The sequence below is a fragment of the Pseudomonas sp. MWU12-3103b genome (genome assembly GCF_023100615.1).
GTDB lineage: Bacteria > Pseudomonadota > Gammaproteobacteria > Pseudomonadales > Pseudomonadaceae > Aquipseudomonas > Aquipseudomonas putida_A.
On the sequence record NZ_JALMEY010000002.1, the window covers coordinates 295685 to 310442 of the forward strand.

The 14758-nt window shown below is 61.6% G+C and carries 17 protein-coding genes; 8 read left to right on the top strand and 9 right to left on the bottom strand.

The window, feature by feature from the left end:
- Positions 1-79: 79 nt before the first annotated feature.
- The 4 genes from M0808_RS05185 to M0808_RS05200 form a co-directional block, all read right to left on the bottom strand.
- On the bottom strand, positions 80-457 hold the full coding sequence (locus M0808_RS05185; protein ID WP_135295152.1) for a DUF2892 domain-containing protein: 378 nt from the start codon (positions 455-457) through the stop codon (positions 80-82).
- Positions 458-539: 82 nt separating this feature from the next.
- The gene (locus tag M0808_RS05190; protein WP_007911337.1) at positions 540-1010 is read right to left on the bottom strand and encodes an RNA methyltransferase; all 471 of its coding nucleotides are present in this window, start codon (positions 1008-1010) and stop codon (positions 540-542) included.
- A gap of 192 nt (positions 1011-1202) precedes the next feature.
- Complete coding sequence (locus tag M0808_RS05195; protein ID WP_003222612.1) at positions 1203-1574, bottom strand: YajD family HNH nuclease; 372 nt, start codon at positions 1572-1574, stop codon at positions 1203-1205.
- Between the two features lie 49 nt (positions 1575-1623).
- Positions 1624-2310 carry a spermidine synthase gene (locus M0808_RS05200; RefSeq protein ID WP_003222615.1) on the bottom strand — a complete coding sequence of 229 codons (687 nt, stop codon included), beginning with the start codon at positions 2308-2310 and terminating at the stop codon, positions 1624-1626.
- A gap of 80 nt (positions 2311-2390) precedes the next feature.
- Here M0808_RS05200 and M0808_RS05205 point away from each other — a divergent pair, with 80 nt between their 5' ends.
- Positions 2391-2675 carry a hypothetical protein gene (locus M0808_RS05205; protein ID WP_003222617.1) on the top strand — a complete coding sequence of 95 codons (285 nt, stop codon included), beginning with the start codon at positions 2391-2393 and terminating at the stop codon, positions 2673-2675.
- Here the strand turns inward: M0808_RS05205 and M0808_RS05210 are convergent.
- Complete coding sequence (locus tag M0808_RS05210; RefSeq protein WP_097086754.1) at positions 2672-3145, bottom strand: cyclic nucleotide-binding domain-containing protein; 474 nt, start codon at positions 3143-3145, stop codon at positions 2672-2674. The genes M0808_RS05205 and M0808_RS05210 overlap by 4 nt on opposite strands.
- A gap of 206 nt (positions 3146-3351) precedes the next feature.
- A complete protein-coding gene (locus M0808_RS05215; protein WP_247840177.1) occupies positions 3352-5406 on the bottom strand; it encodes a S9 family peptidase in 2055 nt (684 codons plus the stop codon).
- 235 nt (positions 5407-5641) lie between these two features.
- Between M0808_RS05215 and M0808_RS05220 the strand changes: the two genes are divergently transcribed.
- Genes M0808_RS05220 through M0808_RS05230 form a run of 3 tightly spaced genes read left to right on the top strand, consistent with a single transcriptional unit; the run spans position 5642 to position 7489 of the window.
- Positions 5642-6139 (top strand): MFS transporter, encoded by a 498-nt coding sequence (locus M0808_RS05220; RefSeq protein WP_086791999.1) that lies wholly within the window; start codon positions 5642-5644, stop codon positions 6137-6139.
- Between the two features lie 16 nt (positions 6140-6155).
- Complete coding sequence (locus tag M0808_RS05225; protein WP_007969599.1) at positions 6156-6932, top strand: class II glutamine amidotransferase; 777 nt, start codon at positions 6156-6158, stop codon at positions 6930-6932.
- A 14-nt stretch (positions 6933-6946) separates the two neighbouring features.
- Entirely contained in the window at positions 6947-7489 is a 543-nt protein-coding gene (locus M0808_RS05230; RefSeq protein WP_064586452.1) for a DUF2937 family protein, read from the top strand.
- Between the two features lie 143 nt (positions 7490-7632).
- Here the strand turns inward: M0808_RS05230 and M0808_RS05235 are convergent, their stop codons facing one another.
- Positions 7633-8547, bottom strand: coding sequence for a LysR family transcriptional regulator (locus M0808_RS05235; RefSeq protein ID WP_247840179.1), 915 nt, complete (start codon positions 8545-8547; stop codon positions 7633-7635).
- A 158-nt stretch (positions 8548-8705) separates the two neighbouring features.
- On the opposite strand from M0808_RS05235, the gene M0808_RS05240 reads away from it, so the two are divergent.
- The 4 genes from M0808_RS05240 (at position 8706) to M0808_RS05255 (ending at position 12429) form a co-directional block, all read left to right on the top strand.
- On the top strand, positions 8706-9992 hold the full coding sequence (locus M0808_RS05240; RefSeq protein WP_096796615.1) for an MFS transporter: 1287 nt from the start codon (positions 8706-8708) through the stop codon (positions 9990-9992).
- Between the two features lie 63 nt (positions 9993-10055).
- Complete coding sequence (locus tag M0808_RS05245; RefSeq protein ID WP_247840181.1) at positions 10056-10808, top strand: 5-oxoprolinase subunit PxpA; 753 nt, start codon at positions 10056-10058, stop codon at positions 10806-10808.
- Positions 10805-11509 (top strand): allophanate hydrolase subunit 1, encoded by a 705-nt coding sequence (locus M0808_RS05250; protein WP_247840183.1) that lies wholly within the window; start codon positions 10805-10807, stop codon positions 11507-11509. The genes M0808_RS05245 and M0808_RS05250 overlap by 4 nt, the downstream gene beginning before the upstream one ends.
- On the top strand, positions 11506-12429 hold the full coding sequence (locus M0808_RS05255; RefSeq protein ID WP_247840185.1) for a biotin-dependent carboxyltransferase family protein: 924 nt from the start codon (positions 11506-11508) through the stop codon (positions 12427-12429). Before M0808_RS05250 ends, M0808_RS05255 begins: the two co-directional genes overlap by 4 nt.
- A 92-nt stretch (positions 12430-12521) precedes the next feature.
- Here the strand turns inward: M0808_RS05255 and M0808_RS05260 are convergent, their stop codons facing one another.
- A complete protein-coding gene (locus M0808_RS05260; RefSeq protein WP_247840187.1) occupies positions 12522-13700 on the bottom strand; it encodes a VWA domain-containing protein in 1179 nt (392 codons plus the stop codon).
- Between the two features lie 12 nt (positions 13701-13712).
- The gene (locus tag M0808_RS05265; protein ID WP_098967703.1) at positions 13713-14558 is read right to left on the bottom strand and encodes a MoxR family ATPase; all 846 of its coding nucleotides are present in this window, start codon (positions 14556-14558) and stop codon (positions 13713-13715) included.
- Positions 14559-14758 lie beyond the last annotated feature (200 nt).

The window sequence follows — 14758 nt, forward strand, 5'->3', positions numbered from 1 at the left end:
CTTTTGATCGCATTCCAGCTTTCAATGTGGGAGCGGGCTTGCTCGCGAAGAGGCCAGAAGCCTCACCGAAAATTCAGGCTCAAACCCCGGCCTTCGGCGATTTCACCGAATCATTGCCGGTCACTGTCGCGGTGCTGGTCGCCGCCTCGGCATTGGCCTTGAGCTTGCTCAGTTCTTCCCCGGCCCGTTCGATCTTCGCCCGCACGTTATTCATGTCCTCACGGCTTTTCTCCAGCAGGCTTTTCACCGAGCTGTGCCCGGTGATGCCACGGGCCATCGCCACGCCGCCAATCGCCACCTGAATCAGACCGAACACGCCGCCACGGCGCAGGCCCTTGCCGACCATGATCACGCCACCGGCCAGCGAGCCGATGCGCTCCCAGCCCTGGACGTTCTGCTCGGTCTGGCTCTGGAACGGGGTGGAATCGATACGTTGGACGCGTTTGAGTTCGGTCATGATCTGTCTCCCAGGCAATGTGCAATAGATAGATAAGCTGACTGCCGCAGCGGCCGGCTCGTTCCATCGGATGTGCGACGTTTCAGCGGAATTTCGGCCCGGAGCGGGTATTCAGGCCCTTGGCCATGCGGTCGTAGAGCACGACGTTGACCGTGGCTGCCAGATTCATGCAGCCGGTGGTCGGGATGTACACGACGTCTTCGCACCAGTCGCGGATCTCTTTATCCAGCGAGCCGTCTTCCGGGCCGAAGATGTAAAGGGCGCGATCCGGATGGGTGTATTCCGGCAGCGGGCGGGCGCCCTCGACCAGTTCCACGGCGACCGGGACGCAGTTGAGCGGGAGGATCTTTTTCAGGTCGTCGATGCCGATCAGCGGAATGTCGTAGTGCACGCGCTTGGTGTCGGTGACGAAATCGGCGGCGCGCTCATAGCGCTTGCCGGTGTAGAACACCGACGCCACGCCGTAACAGCCTGCGGCGCGCATCACCGAACCGACGTTCTCCGGTGATTTGGGGTTGTACAAACCAATGCAGCTGTAACGTTTGTCTGCCACGAGCGGGGTGCCTTCGGGAAAAAGAGGGCGATTATACGGGGATTGGGGGAGAGCGGGCAGATTCGAGATCTGTTGTGTCTGGCCGGCCGCCTTCGCGAGCAAGCTCGCTCCCACAGTGGTTTTGTGTATGACACCGATCCAGTGTGGGAGCGAGCTTGCTCGCGAAGGGGCCAGTCGGGCCAATGAAGAACTTCAGTCTTCTTTTTTCATCAACCCGGCGAGGGCAGCAAACGGGTTATGCGTGGCCTTGGCGATTTTCGGCGTGCTCAGCGAGCCGTCGCCGAAATATTGCTGGTCGGTGTAGCGCGAGTGTTCGTTGTCGTGGCAGTACAGGCACAACAGCTCCCAGTTCGAGCCGTCCTGCGGGTTGTTGTCGTGGTTGTGATCGCGGTGGTGCACGGTCAGTTCGCTCAGGCGCTTGCCGGAAAACTCACGGGCGCAGCGGCCGCAGACGTGCGGGTACATCTTCAGGGCCTTGTCGCGGTAGCCCATTTCCTTGTCGCGCTGGTTGTCGGCAAGGATGCGATCGAGCTTCGACGTGTTGGTCGGGGTGGACGAACTCATGGGTTCACCTTTGTAAAAAGACTAATGACGGTTATGTGCAGAGTTTAGCTCAGCCCTTGAGCTTCTCGGCAATCCAGATCGTGTGGCGGGTGCCCTTGTTGCCGTGGGCGAAGACCTGGACTTCTTCGGCCTTGAACCCGGCCTTCTTCAATTTGTCGGAAAACTGCCGGTCAGCACTGGCCGACCACACCGCCAGCACACCTTTGGGTCGCAGGGCCTTGGCGCAGGCGTTGAGGCCAGCGGCGGAGTACAGCCAGCTGTTGGCCTTCTGGGTCAGGCCTTCGGGGCCGTTGTCGACGTCGAGCATGATCGCGTCGAAGCCGTTCGGCTCGCTTTGCAGGACCTTGGCCACGTCGTCCTGACGGATCACTGTGCGCGGGTCGAGCAATGGTCGTCCGGACTTTTCACCGAGCGGCCCGCGATTCCACTCGACCACGCCGGGCACCAGTTCGGCGACCACCACCTCGGCACCCTTGCCCAGATGCTTGAGCGCCGAGGCGAGGGTGAACCCCATGCCCAGACCGCCGATCAGCACCCGTGAATTCGGCCGGCCGGCGACCTTGCGGCAAGGGATTTCGGCCAGCGCATCTTCGGAACCGTGCATGCGCGTGTTCATCAATTGCCCGCCGTCGCCACCCTGGATCTTGATGACGAAATCCTCGCCATACTCGAACAGGCACAGGGCGCCACCGTTGTCAGGGATCGGCGTGGTGTCGAGCAGAACGAAACGTTTCATGGAAATCTCTACAAGGGGGAAGGCAAGCAGGCCCGTTGGGAGTAGCCTGAGCGCAGACTAAAGGCCAAACGGAGCCCTTGATGAAGCGCACCATTCTAACGGTCATTGCCCTGGCCGCGCTCTCGATTACTGCAGTGCAGGCGCAGCAGACCATTCCGGTCAGCCCGACGCCGCAACCCGGCTCGCCGGGAACCGCCACGCCGACCCCGTATCCGCAAATCACCCCGATCAGCGCACCGAAGGCCGGTGCCGGCAGTGGTAGCCCGCCGCTGGTGCCGATCGAAATGCCCAGCCCGCCGAGCAAGGATCAACCGGTGCCGGGCATCGAGCCGAGCGGCACCAAGGTCAAATCCCCCGGCGGTTAAACCTGTTGCGCCGCCAGTTGGCCGTCGGCCATGCGCAGGCGTTTGGAGAGGGACACGGCGAGGGCGCGGATGATCTTGGCGGCGATCTTCGGCGCGTCGTTGAGCATTTTTTCCAGCGAGTCCTTGCCCAGGTTGAGCAACTGACAGTTGCTCGCCGCGACGCAGGTCGCCGAACGGCGCTCACCATCCAGCACCGCCATTTCGCCGAACGCCCGACCGCTGCGCAGGGTGGCCATGGTGATGACCTGGCCGTCGGGGCCAGTCTTTTGCACCGCGACCTGGCCGCTGTGGAGGATGCACATGAAACTGCCGGCATCACCCTCACGGAAGATCGCTTCGCCCTCCGCCACGGTGCTGATGCTGAAGTAGCCCGAGGCTGCGGCAAAGTCCGCCAGTTGCAATTGATCGAACAGGCCACAGTCCATCAGCCAGTCGCGAATTTCGTTGTTCAGCAGGGTGGGTTCTGACATGTCGTTGCGGTCTTTATTGTTTTCACGGTTTTCAGGCACTACACGAACCCCTGTGGGAGCGGGCTTGCTCGCGAATGCGGTGGTTCAGTCAATATCAGTGTCGACTGACCCACCGCATTCGCGAGCAAGCCCGCTCCCACAATGGGATTTGTGGTGTATCGACCACCGGGGTCTGGAATTAAGACCCAAGTGACCGACGGAGTTCCTCAGGCCAGGCCCAAAACCTTGAACACAAATGCATATTCGAGCGCTACGTCACGTAATCCCTGATAACGCCCGCTCATCCCGCCATGCCCGGCGCCGAGTTCGGTCTTGAGCAGCAGCAGGTTGTCGTCGGTCTTGGTCGCGCGCAGTTTCGCCACCCACTTGGCCGCTTCCCAGTACTGCACGCGGCTGTCGTTGTAGCCGGCGATGACCAGGGTTGCCGGATAATCCTGCGCGGTGACATTTTCGTACGGTGCGTAGGCCTTGATCCGCTCGTAGACGTCCGGCTCTTCGGGGTTGCCCCACTCGTCGTACTCAGTGACGGTCAGCGGCAAGTCCGGGTCGAGCATGGTGTTGAGCACGTCGACGAACGGCACTTCGGCAATCGCCACGCCGAACAGGTCCGGGCGCTGATTGAGCACCGCGCCAATCAACAAGCCGCCAGCGCTGCCGCCGCTGATCGCCAGTTTCTCGGCGGTGGTGATGCCGTTGAGGATCAGGAATTCGGCGCAGGCAATAAAGTCGCTGAAGGTATTGTGTTTGTGTTCCTGTTTGCCGGCGCGATACCAGGCTTCGCCCAGCTCACCGCCGCCACGCACGTGGGCGATGGCGAAAGCCATGCCGCGATCCAGCAGGCTCAGGCGTGCGTGGGAGAACCACGGGTCGAGGCTGGAACCGTAAGCGCCATAACCGTACAGGTACAGCGGCACTGGTTTGCCGACCATTTCGCGTTTCATCACCAGACTGATCGGCACCTGCGTACCGTCCGGCGCGGTGGCCCACAGGCGTTGGCTGACGTAGGCGTCGGCGTCGAACGGGCCGAGCACCGGGGTTTCTTTCAGGACGGTTTGCTCGCCGCTGGCCAGCAGCAATTGGCGCACCTGTGCCGGACGATTCAGCGCCTCGTAACGCAGACGGATGCGGTCGCTCTCGAACTCCAGGCTGTTCTGCACATAGAGGCTGTAGGCCGCGTCCGGCAATTGCACGCGATACGGCGTCTGGCCCTGTGGGTGAACTTCGATGATCGGCAGACCGCCTTCGCGCAGGCTCAGGGTCATGGCCGCGGTGTTCAGCGTCACGCCGTCGAGCATCACCGTGTCGCTGTGCGGGATCAGGTTCTGCCAGTCGGCTTCGCTCGGTACCACACCGGTGTCCGGCGCCTGATACAGGGCGAAATTGATGCCGTCACGGTTGGTGCGGATGAACCAGGTCCACACGCCATCCAGCGCGCCGTGATCGACATCGTATTCGTGATCCTCGACCCGTGGCGCCAGGCAAGTGAAGGGCAGGTGCGGCTGATGCGCGTCCAGTGCCCAGACTTCGCTGGTGGTTTTGCTGCCCAGGGTCAGCAGCAATTGCTGCTCGGAACTGGAGCGGTAGCAATGCAGGAAGAAGCGTCCGTCCGGCTCGTGGAATACCTCTTCGGCAGCGGTGCCATCGAGGCGATAGCGAAACAGCTTGTGCGGGCGGTGAGTGTCGTCGAGCACACCGAAGAACAGCGTCAGGCTGTCGTTGGCCCAGGTCATGCTGCCGTCGCAGTCCTGAAACTCCAGTTCGCTGACCTTGTCATTGGCCAGTTCCTTGACGAACAGCGTGTAGATCTCGTCGCCCGAGGCGTCGACGCTGTAGGCCAGACGCTGGTGATCCGGGCTGATGCTGAACGCGCCGAGCGAGAAGAAGCCGCCATTGGCCAGCACGTTCGGGTCGAGCAGCAGTTGCTCGCGGCTTTCGTCGAGGGTCAGGCTGTCGTCGGCCGGACGCGGGCAACGGTAATGGCGGGCGTATTCGTCACCCGCCGTGGTGCGCGTGTAATACAGGTACGGGCCCCATGGCGAGGGCAGGGACAGATCGGTTTCGAGGATCCGGCCCTTGATCTCTTCGAACAGGCTCTCGCGCAGGCCGGCCTGATCGGCGGTTTGCGCTTCCTGATAGGCATTTTCGGCCTTGAGGTAGTCGAGCACCGCGTCGGTGTCGCGTTCCTGCAGCCAGGCATACGGGTCGGCACCGGCTGCCTTGCGGGCGATCGGGGAGCGGATGACGTGGGCGGATTCGGGCATGGAAGGCTCTCGGACAAATGACGGAATAGGTTTTTCGCAGGTCTCGCTGGCACCGCAAATCCTGTGGGAGCGGGCTTGCTCGCGAAGGCGTCCTGTCAGTAAAGACTTATTTGGCTGACACACTGCTTTCGCGAGCAAGCCCGCTCCCACAATGATTGCGGCGGGCCGTCTGGCATTGGGACAAGCCTGACGGGCGAAAAGTCGTTACTATAAGCGCCTCTTTGCCTGCCTTGCCATGGACACCATGACCGAGAACGACTATCTGATCGCCTGGGGCCTCTACGCCTTTGCCGCTGTGGGCTGCCTGTTGGTATGGATGCGCCTGACCCGCTGGATGTGGCGCTGGCTGCGCGAGCCGCTGCGGGTGCTGATGGCCGTGTTGCTGTTCAGCCCGACCATCATTGACCCGGTGAAAGCCAAGGTCGCGCCGTCGATCGCCATCACCGCGCTGGATCTGGCCTTCAAGGTCGGCAACAACGCCTGGCGGGCGATTTCCGATCTGTTCATGTACGGCATGATTGCGTTCGGCATCTACCTGATTTTCGTGCTGATCCGCTTCCCGATCGAACGCGCCTCGCGCGCCCGCCGCGAGCAGGCCGAGGCCGCCAAAGCGGCGGCGCGTGCCGATGATCGCGACGACGATCAGCCGTTCGGCGCTGCCGGTGATGACCGTTACGGTCGCCCGCCATTGCCGAACAATCCGCAGCGCATGCGCGTCGAGCCGCGCCTGTAATCACGAGAGTCAGCACATGTGTGAACTACTGGGCATGAGTGCCAACGTGCCGACCGATATCGTGTTCAGCTTCACCGGCCTGATGCAGCGCGGCGGGCGTACCGGCCCGCACCGCGACGGCTGGGGCATCGCCTTCTATGAAGGTCGTGGCTTGCGCCTGTTTCAGGATCCGGCCGCGAGCAGTGAGTCGGAAGTCGCCAACCTGGTGCAGCGCTATCCGATCAAGAGCGAAGTGGTCATCGGCCACATTCGTCAGGCCAACGTCGGCAAGGTCTGCCTGTCCAACACCCACCCGTTCGTGCGCGAACTGTGGGGGCGCAACTGGTGTTTTGCGCACAACGGCCAGCTCGCCGATTTCACCCCGATCAAGAGTTTCTACCGCCCGGTGGGCGATACCGACAGCGAAGCGGCGTTCTGCGATTTGCTCAACCGCGTGCGTGCAGCATTCCCGGAACCGGTCGATATAGAAGTGCTGCTGCCGGATCTGGTCGCTGCATGTGCCGAATACCGCAGCAAAGGCGTGTTCAACTGCCTGCTCAGCGACGGCGACTGGCTGTTCTGCTATTGCTCGACCAAACTGGCACAGATCACCCGGCGCGCACCGTTCGGCCCGGCGCGACTCAAGGATGTCGATGTGATCGTCGATTTCCAGGCGGAAACCACGCCTAACGACGTGGTCACGGTGATCGCCACCGAGCCTTTGACCGAAAACGAAACCTGGACCCGTTACCAACCGGGCCAATGGAGCCTGTGGCGACGCGGCGAATGCGTCAGCCAGGGCACGACCGAATAAAGGATCTCTCCCCGATGTTGCTCAGTTATCTACGGCTGGTGTTGTTTGCGGCGGGCCTGTTGATCGGTGTCCAGGTGCCGGGTTTCATCAACGATTACGCCAAACGCGTCGAAGCCCATCTGATCGAAGCGCAGACCGGTCTGCGCGGTTTTCAGGGCACCGCCGAGCAGTTCTTCAAGGGCGACTTGCAGGCGCTGGTCGCGCATTACCGCGCCAGTGACGACCCGGTGTTTCGCAGCGATGCCGACAGCCTGAGCACTTTGCTCAACCGCCAGATAGCGCTGGATAAACAGTTCCAAGCGATGCAGGGGCCGTGGTACATCCGCTTCCTGCAAGTGGTGCTGGCCGCCGACCCGGACATTCGCAAGGAAACCTGGAACGGCTACAGCTACCAGATCCTGCTGACTCCGGAAGCGATGATCTGGGGCATGAGCGGCGCGTTGCTGCTGTCGTTCGGCATCGAGTGCCTGATTCGTCTGATTGACTGGGTGGTGCTCGGCGGCCGGCGTTTGCGCCAGAGCCGGCCGATTGAAGACCGCGACGTGCGCGGCTTGTAAGGCTGGCCAAATTCCGTGGCGAGGGGATTTATCCCCGATGGGGCGCGAATCGGCCCTCAATGGTGTGTCAGATCATCCTGATTGCTCAGGTTTCAGGACTGCTGCGCAGCCATCGGGGATAAATCCCCTCACCACAGGTGTGATTACTGAGTGAGGGTGATGTACTTTTCACCGACCTTGCGCGCATACCCCTCCAGCACCTGCTGACACAACGTCACCATCTCCTCGACCCACTCCACGCCAACTCGCCACGACACCACCACCTGCAGATTCGGCGGTCGTTGGTCGATGTCGAGCAAGGTCAGTTCACCCCGCGCCAGTTCCTCGGCCACCAGCACCGGCGGCAGCACGCCGATGCCAAAACCATCGCGCAACAGCCGAGTGATCGCCGACACCGAATTCACGCAGTTCAGGCGCGGCGCCAACACACCGTTGGCCTGCATCAATGCCAGCAGATCCTGATGCGGTCGGGAGTTCTTCGAGTAGGTGATGATCCGCTCCTGCGCGAGTTCGCCGAGGTCAGCGTACTCGCGGTTGTAGATCGAATTGCTCGCAACGATCCAGCCCAGCGGATGGCTGGCCAGCTCAAGGCTGCGCACACTTTCGTGGCGCACCAGATCGGTTTGCAGAATGATGTCGAGAAAGCCTTTTTGCAGCTGATCGCAGAGGTTCAGCGAGGTATCCGCCACCAGCTCGATCTCCACCCGCGGATACAGATCGGTCATCTGCGCCACCAACGGGCTGAGCCAGGTGTGGATCACCGTGTCCATTACGCCGATGCGCACCCGCCCGACCTTGCTCGAACGGGTTTCGATCGATTGCTTGAGCGCCGACATGGTGTCGAGCATCTGCTCGGCATAATCCAGCACTTTCAGGCCTTCGGGCGTCAGGCTGACGCCGCGTGAATCGCGCAGAAACAGCTTCACCCCCAGCTCGCCTTCGAGCACCGCGATGCGGCTGGAAATCGACGCCTGGGTAGTGAACAGCTTGTCGGCGGTCAGGCGAAAACTCTTCAGCCGGGCGACCCAGACAAAGGTCTCGAGAAACTTCAGGTTCATGGCAACGGCTCGGGTGACAAATTTTTCTTATGCCTAAGGCGGGTTTTTATTCGTTGGACGCAGCAGGGCCGGGCGACGAAAAATCGGCGCATCCGGTTCCCACGATAGGCGTCGTCGGAACTTCGAACAAGACCAATAAAAGCCTGCGGAGACTTGCCATGCGTGCGCCCGACACCCTCGACCTCCCCAAGAACACGGCCCGCCCCGGACCGTTCGACTGGTATCGCAACATCAATCAGCAAGAGCGTCGCACCTTCTGGAGCTGCAAGATCGGCTATGGCCTGGACGGCATGGACACGCAGATGCTCAGCTTCGTGGTGCCGACCCTGATCGCCATGTGGGGCATCACCACCGGACAGGCCGGGCTGATTCACACCAGCACCCTGATCGCCTCGGCCATCGGCGGCTGGGTGGCGGGGATTCTCTCCGACCGCATCGGCCGCGTGCGCACTCTGCAACTGACGGTGCTGTGGTTCGCCTTCTTCACGTTCCTCTGCGGTTTTGCGCAGAACTACGAACAACTGCTGATCGCCCGCACCCTGATGGGCTTCGGTTTTGGAGGCGAATGGACCGCCGGCGCGGTGTTGATCGGTGAAGTGATCCGCGCCAAGGATCGCGGCAAAGCGGTGGGCATGGTGCAGAGCGGTTGGGCCTTGGGCTGGGGGCTGACCGCGATTCTGTATGCGCTGCTGTTCTCGGTGTTGCCGCCGGAAGATGCCTGGCGTGCGCTGTTCATTCTCGGCATCGTCCCGGCAATTTTCGTGATCTTCGTCCGGCGTCTGGTGAAAGACCCGGAGATCTATCGCGAAGCCAAGGCTGCACAAACTCCGCAGAATCCGGCGAAGTTCTACGAGATCTTTGCCCCCGGCATGCTGTTCACCACGTTCCGTGCTTCCTTGCTGACCACCGGTGCGCTCGGCGGTTACTACGCGATCACCTCGTGGCTGCCGACCTTCCTCAAGAATGAACGCGGCTTGAGTGTGCTCGGCACTGGCGGGTATCTGGCGATGGTGATTGTTGGCTCCTACGTCGGCTATGTGATCAGCGCTTATCTGACCGATCTGCTGGGACGTAAAAAGAACTTCATCCTGTTTGCGGTCGGTTCGTTCACCATCGTCTTGCTGTACACGCAGATGCCGGTCAGCAACGGGGTGATGCTGTGGCTGGGCTTTCCGCTGGGCTTCTTCGCCTCAGGGATTTTCAGCGGCATGGGCGCGTTTCTCACCGAGCTGTTTCCAACGCGGATTCGTGGCTCGGGGCAGGGCTTCTGCTACAACATCGGTCGGGCGCTGGCGGCTTTGTTTCCGCTGCTGATCGGCTTGCTCAGCCAGAAGGTGCCGTTGAGCGTTGGGATCGGTGCGTTTGCTGCGGTGTCCTACGGCGTGGTGATTCTCGCGGCGTTGAGCCTGCCGGAAACCCGTGGCAAGCAACTGGATGCGCAGTAACTGATAACCTGCCGGGCAAGCGTCCTACAGACAAAAAGACAAGAAGCTACAGGAGTGTTCACCGTGAGCCGCCTGCTATTGAATTGCGACATCGGCGAGAGTTTCGGCAGCTGGACCATGGGTCTGGACGCCGAGGTCATGCCCTTCATCGACTGCGCCAACGTGGCCTGCGGCTTCCATGCCGGTGACCCGAGCATCATGCGCAAGACCGTCAGCCTGGCCCTGAGTCACGGCGTGCAGATCGGCGCGCACCCGGCCTATCAGGATCTGGTCGGTTTCGGCCGGCGTTCCATGGCCTATTCCGCCCAGGAACTGCAAGACATCCTGCATTACCAGATCGGCGCGCTGGACGGCATCTGCAAGGCGCAGGGCGGGCGAGTCAGCTACGTCAAACCGCACGGCGCGATGTACAACGACATGATGGCCAACCCGGCGCAATTGCGGGCGGTGATTCGGGCCGTTGCCGCCTACGATCGCAGCTTGCCGTTGATGCTGATGGCCACCCGCGACAACTCGGCGGCGCAGCAGCTCGGTGACGAATACGGCGTGACCCTGTGGTTCGAAGCCTTTGCTGATCGCGCCTACGACAGCGCAGGTCGGCTGGTCTCGCGGCAACTGCCGGGTGCGGTGCATCACCAAGCAGAAAAAATCATCGAACAGGCCCTGACCATCGCCCGTGGCGGTGACCTCGTCGCCAGTGACGGCAGCGCGCTGCACCTGCAGGCCAACACCTTGTGCGTGCATGGCGACAACGCCAGTTCGGTGGCCGCCGTGCAGCGCATTCGCGAGGCCCTGAATCAGCAGAGCGCGCCATGAACCCACGGATTGAAGTGGTGGCCCTCGACTGCCTGATGCTGCGCCTGTTCGATGAAATCGCCGAATCCAACATGCCGTGGATGCTCGCCGCCAGTGAGCGCTTGCGCGCGGTGTTTGCCGCGCAGTTGATCGACTTGGTGCCGTCCTACACCACGTTGATGGTGCATTACGACCTGACTGCGTTGAGCCCGAGTCAGGCCCGTGAATTGATCGCTGAAGCCTTGATCGACCTGTCGCCGAATGCGCGCACCGGCGGCCAGTGCCATGTGTTGCCGGTCTGGTACGACCTGAGTGTCGGCCCCGAACTGAGCCTGCTGGCGCAGCGCAGCGGGTTGGCGGTGGAGGAGGTGATTCGGCGGCACAGCGCTCGTGAATATCAGGTGTTCGCCCTTGGCTTTGCACCGGGATTCGCCTTCATGGGGCTGGTGGAAGAAATCCTCGCTGCGCCACGCCTGGACACCCCACGCAAGAAAGTTGCGGCCGGCAGCGTCGGTATCGCCGAACGGCAGACCGCTGCTTATCCGGTGGTGTCCCCCGGCGGTTGGAACCTGATCGGCCGCACCCCGGCGAAACTGTTCGACCGCCATCGCGACGGCTACAGCCTGATGCAACCCGGCGACACCGTGCGTTTCGAAGCGGTGAGCCACACCGAGTTCGTCAACCTGGGCGGCGATGACACACCACTGGAGGCGCTGGCATGAGCCGACTGACGATTGAAGCCAGCACGCCGCTGTGTTTGTTGCAAGACGCCGGGCGTTTTGGCGTGCGCCATTTGGGCGTGACCCAGGGCGGTGCCGCGGACTGGTGTTCGATGAGTTGGGGCAATTGGTTACTCGGCAATGCGCTGGATCTGCCGGTGATCGAAATCACCCTCGGCGGGTTTGCCGTGGTGGCGCAGGAGGATTGCCTGCTGGCACTGGCCGGCGCTGATCTTGGTGCGCAGATCGATGGGCAGGCGCTGGCGCCGTGGCGCAGTTTCAAACTGGGCAAAGGCCAGACATTGAAGTTCACTCAACCGCTGCTCGGCGCCCGGGCTTATCTGGCGGCACCCGGCGGTTTCGACGCGCCGCAGGTGCTGGGCAGCAGTGCCACGGTGGTGCGCGAAGAACTTGGCGGGTTGGATGGCATGGGGTTACCGCTGACCAAGGGCGCGACATTGAGTTATCGCGGTGCGGCTCTGCAGGCGCGTGAAGTGCCGCTGGCGCATCGACCTGATCTGCGCCTCAATGCGCCGCTGGATCTGGTGCTTGGCGCACAGATCGGCCAGTTCAGCGGGCAGAGTCTGTTCGATGTGTTCAACAGCCCGTGGACGCTCGACAGTCGCGCTGATCGCATGGGCATTCGGCTGTTGGGCAAGGCGTTGCAGTATCAGGGCCGGCCGATGATTTCCGAAGGCATTCCGCTGGGTGCGGTGCAGGTGCCGCCGGATGGACAGCCGATTGTGCTGCTCAATGATCGGCAGACGATTGGTGGCTATCCAAGGTTGGGAGCGTTGACGCCGTTGGCGCTGGCGCGACTGGCGCAGTGTCTGCCTGGGGCGCAGGTGCGGTTGAGGCCGGTGTTGCAGGACGTGGCGCACCGGGAGCATTTCGAGTATTTGCAGCGCTTTCGAAATAGCTGAGAGCTTCGCGAGCAAGCCCGCTCCCACAGGGGAATGCATTCCAAATGTGGGAGCGGGCTTGCTCGCGAAGGGGCCATCACGGCTAACGAAGATTATTTCGACAGAAATCGCATCCCTTCCTCAAGCCCACGCAACGTCAGCGGATACATCTGATCCTCGATCAGATCGCGCACGATATTGGTCGACGAGGTGTAGCCCCAGGTGTCCTTCGGGTACGGATTGATCCAGATAAGCTTCTTGTACTTCTCCATGAAGCGCTGCATCCACAGGTAGCCCGGCTCTTCGTTCCAGTGCTCGACGCTGCCGCCGGCCTGGGTAATTTCGTAGGGCGCCATGGCGGCGTCGCCGATGAAGATCACTTTGTAGTCGGCGCCATACTTGTGCAGCAAATCCTGCGTCGAGAAACGCTCGGACGTGCGGCGCAGGTTGTTCTTCCACACCGACTCATAAATGAAGTTGTGGAAGTAGAAGTACTCCAGATGCTTGAACTCGGTCTTGCAGGCCGAGAACAGTTCCTCGCAGATCTTCATATGCGCGTCCATCGAGCCGCCGATGTCGAACAGCAGCAACAGCTTCACCGTGTTGCGCCGCTCCGGGCGCATCTGAATGTTCAGCAGGCCGGCGTCCTTGGCGGTGTGGTCGATGGTGCCGTCGATGTCCAGCTCTTCCGCCGCACCCTGACGGGCGAATTTGCGCAGGCGACGCAGGGCGACCTTGATGTTGCGCGTGCCCAGTTCCACCGAATCGTCGAGGTTCTTGTACTCGCGCTGATCCCAGACCTTGACCGCTTTGCCCTGACGCTTGCCGGCATCGCCGACCCGAATGCCTTCCGGGTTGAAGCCGCCGGAACCGAACGGGCTGGTGCCGCCGGTGCCGATCCATTTGTTGCCGCCGGCATGGCGTTCCTTCTGTTCTTCCAGACGCTTCTTGAACTCTTCAATCAGCTTGTCGAGACCACCGAGGGACTGGATCTGCGCGCGTTCCTCGTCGGTCAGCGAACGCTCGAATTCCTTGCGCAACCAGTCTTCGGGAATCAGCGCCTGCAAGTGATCGTCGAGCTTTTCCAGGCCATTGAAGTAGGCGCCGAACGCACGGTCGAACTTGTCGAAATGCCGTTCGTCCTTGACCAGAATCGCCCGCGACAAGTAGTAAAACTCGTCCATGTCGGCGAAGGTCACGCGCTGCTTCAGCGCGTTGATCAGGTCGAGCAGCTCGCGCACCGACACTGGCACCTTGGCGGCACGCATTTCATTGAACAGGTTGAGCAACATGGCATCAGCCTCTTAGCGAGAACCGCGACGGCTCATGAACGCCAGGCGCTCAAGCAACTGCACATCCTGCTCGTTCTTCACCAGCGCACCGGCCAATGGCGGAATGGCCTTGGTCGGATCGCGCTCGCGCAGCACCGCTTCGCCGATGTTGTCGGCCATCAACAGCTTCAGCCAGTCGACCAATTCGGAGGTCGACGGCTTCTTCTTCAGGCCCGGCACCTTGCGCACGTCGAAGAACACGTCCAGCGCTTCGCTGACCAGATCCTTCTTGATGTCCGGGTAGTGCACGTCGACGATTTTCTGCAGAGTGTTACGGTCGGGGAAGGCGATGTAGTGGAAGAAGCAGCGGCGCAGGAAGGCGTCCGGCAGCTCTTTCTCGTTGTTCGAGGTAATGATGATGATCGGGCGTTTCTTGGCCTTGATGGTCTCGTCGATCTCGTAAACGTAGAACTCCATCTTGTCGAGTTCTTGCAGCAGGTCGTTAGGGAACTCGATGTCGGCCTTGTCGATTTCGTCGATCAGCAGAATCACCCGCTCTTCGGACTCGAAAGCCTCCCACAGCTTGCCCTTCTTCAGGTAGTTGCGCACGTCGTGGACTTTTTCGTTGCCCAGTTGCGAGTCGCGCAGACGGCTGACCGCATCGTACTCGTACAGGCCCTGATGGGCCTTGGTGGTGGACTTGATGTGCCAGGTGATCAGCTTGGCGCCGAACGATTCGGCCAGTTGCTCGGCGAGCATGGTCTTGCCGGTGCCGGGTTCGCCCTTGACCAGCAGTGGCCGCTCCAGGGTGATGGCGGCATTGACCGCCAGCTTCAGGTCATCGGTGGCGACGTAGGCCTGGGTGCCTTCGAACTTCATCTGCTAATCCTCGAACGGTAACGCCGACCTGCACGGGCAGGGCGGGGGCGAAAAAATCGGATGCCCCGACTATAACGCGCAGCCCGGTCGACTGTGAACGCAGACGGCTTATTCAGTCTCTGAATGGGGCGTCACATGTTGACTCGGTTTCGGCCAGAGGCCAGTATTCAGGTATCGCCGATTTGGCGATAGCCTGTCGG

What these genes read in the sequence shown, in the direction of transcription:
- M0808_RS05185 (WP_135295152.1), bottom strand. Translation starts at nt 457, where the DNA reads ATGACCGAACTCAAACGCGTCCAACGTATCGATTCCACCCCGTTCCAG.
- M0808_RS05195 (WP_003222612.1), bottom strand. Translation starts at nt 1,574, where the DNA reads ATGAGTTCGTCCACCCCGACCAACACGTCGAAGCTCGATCGCATCCTT.
- M0808_RS05200 (WP_003222615.1), bottom strand. Translation starts at nt 2,310, where the DNA reads ATGAAACGTTTCGTTCTGCTCGACACCACGCCGATCCCTGACAACGGT.
- M0808_RS05205 (WP_003222617.1), top strand. Translation starts at nt 2,391, where the DNA reads ATGAAGCGCACCATTCTAACGGTCATTGCCCTGGCCGCGCTCTCGATT.
- M0808_RS05210 (WP_097086754.1), bottom strand. Translation starts at nt 3,145, where the DNA reads ATGTCAGAACCCACCCTGCTGAACAACGAAATTCGCGACTGGCTGATG.
- M0808_RS05215 (WP_247840177.1), bottom strand. Translation starts at nt 5,406, where the DNA reads ATGCCCGAATCCGCCCACGTCATCCGCTCCCCGATCGCCCGCAAGGCA.
- M0808_RS05220 (WP_086791999.1), top strand. Translation starts at nt 5,642, where the DNA reads ATGGACACCATGACCGAGAACGACTATCTGATCGCCTGGGGCCTCTAC.
- M0808_RS05225 (WP_007969599.1), top strand. Translation starts at nt 6,156, where the DNA reads ATGTGTGAACTACTGGGCATGAGTGCCAACGTGCCGACCGATATCGTG.
- M0808_RS05230 (WP_064586452.1), top strand. Translation starts at nt 6,947, where the DNA reads ATGTTGCTCAGTTATCTACGGCTGGTGTTGTTTGCGGCGGGCCTGTTG.
- M0808_RS05235 (WP_247840179.1), bottom strand. Translation starts at nt 8,547, where the DNA reads ATGAACCTGAAGTTTCTCGAGACCTTTGTCTGGGTCGCCCGGCTGAAG.
- M0808_RS05240 (WP_096796615.1), top strand. Translation starts at nt 8,706, where the DNA reads ATGCGTGCGCCCGACACCCTCGACCTCCCCAAGAACACGGCCCGCCCC.
- M0808_RS05250 (WP_247840183.1), top strand. Translation starts at nt 10,805, where the DNA reads ATGAACCCACGGATTGAAGTGGTGGCCCTCGACTGCCTGATGCTGCGC.
- M0808_RS05255 (WP_247840185.1), top strand. Translation starts at nt 11,506, where the DNA reads ATGAGCCGACTGACGATTGAAGCCAGCACGCCGCTGTGTTTGTTGCAA.
- M0808_RS05260 (WP_247840187.1), bottom strand. Translation starts at nt 13,700, where the DNA reads ATGTTGCTCAACCTGTTCAATGAAATGCGTGCCGCCAAGGTGCCAGTG.
- M0808_RS05265 (WP_098967703.1), bottom strand. Translation starts at nt 14,558, where the DNA reads ATGAAGTTCGAAGGCACCCAGGCCTACGTCGCCACCGATGACCTGAAG.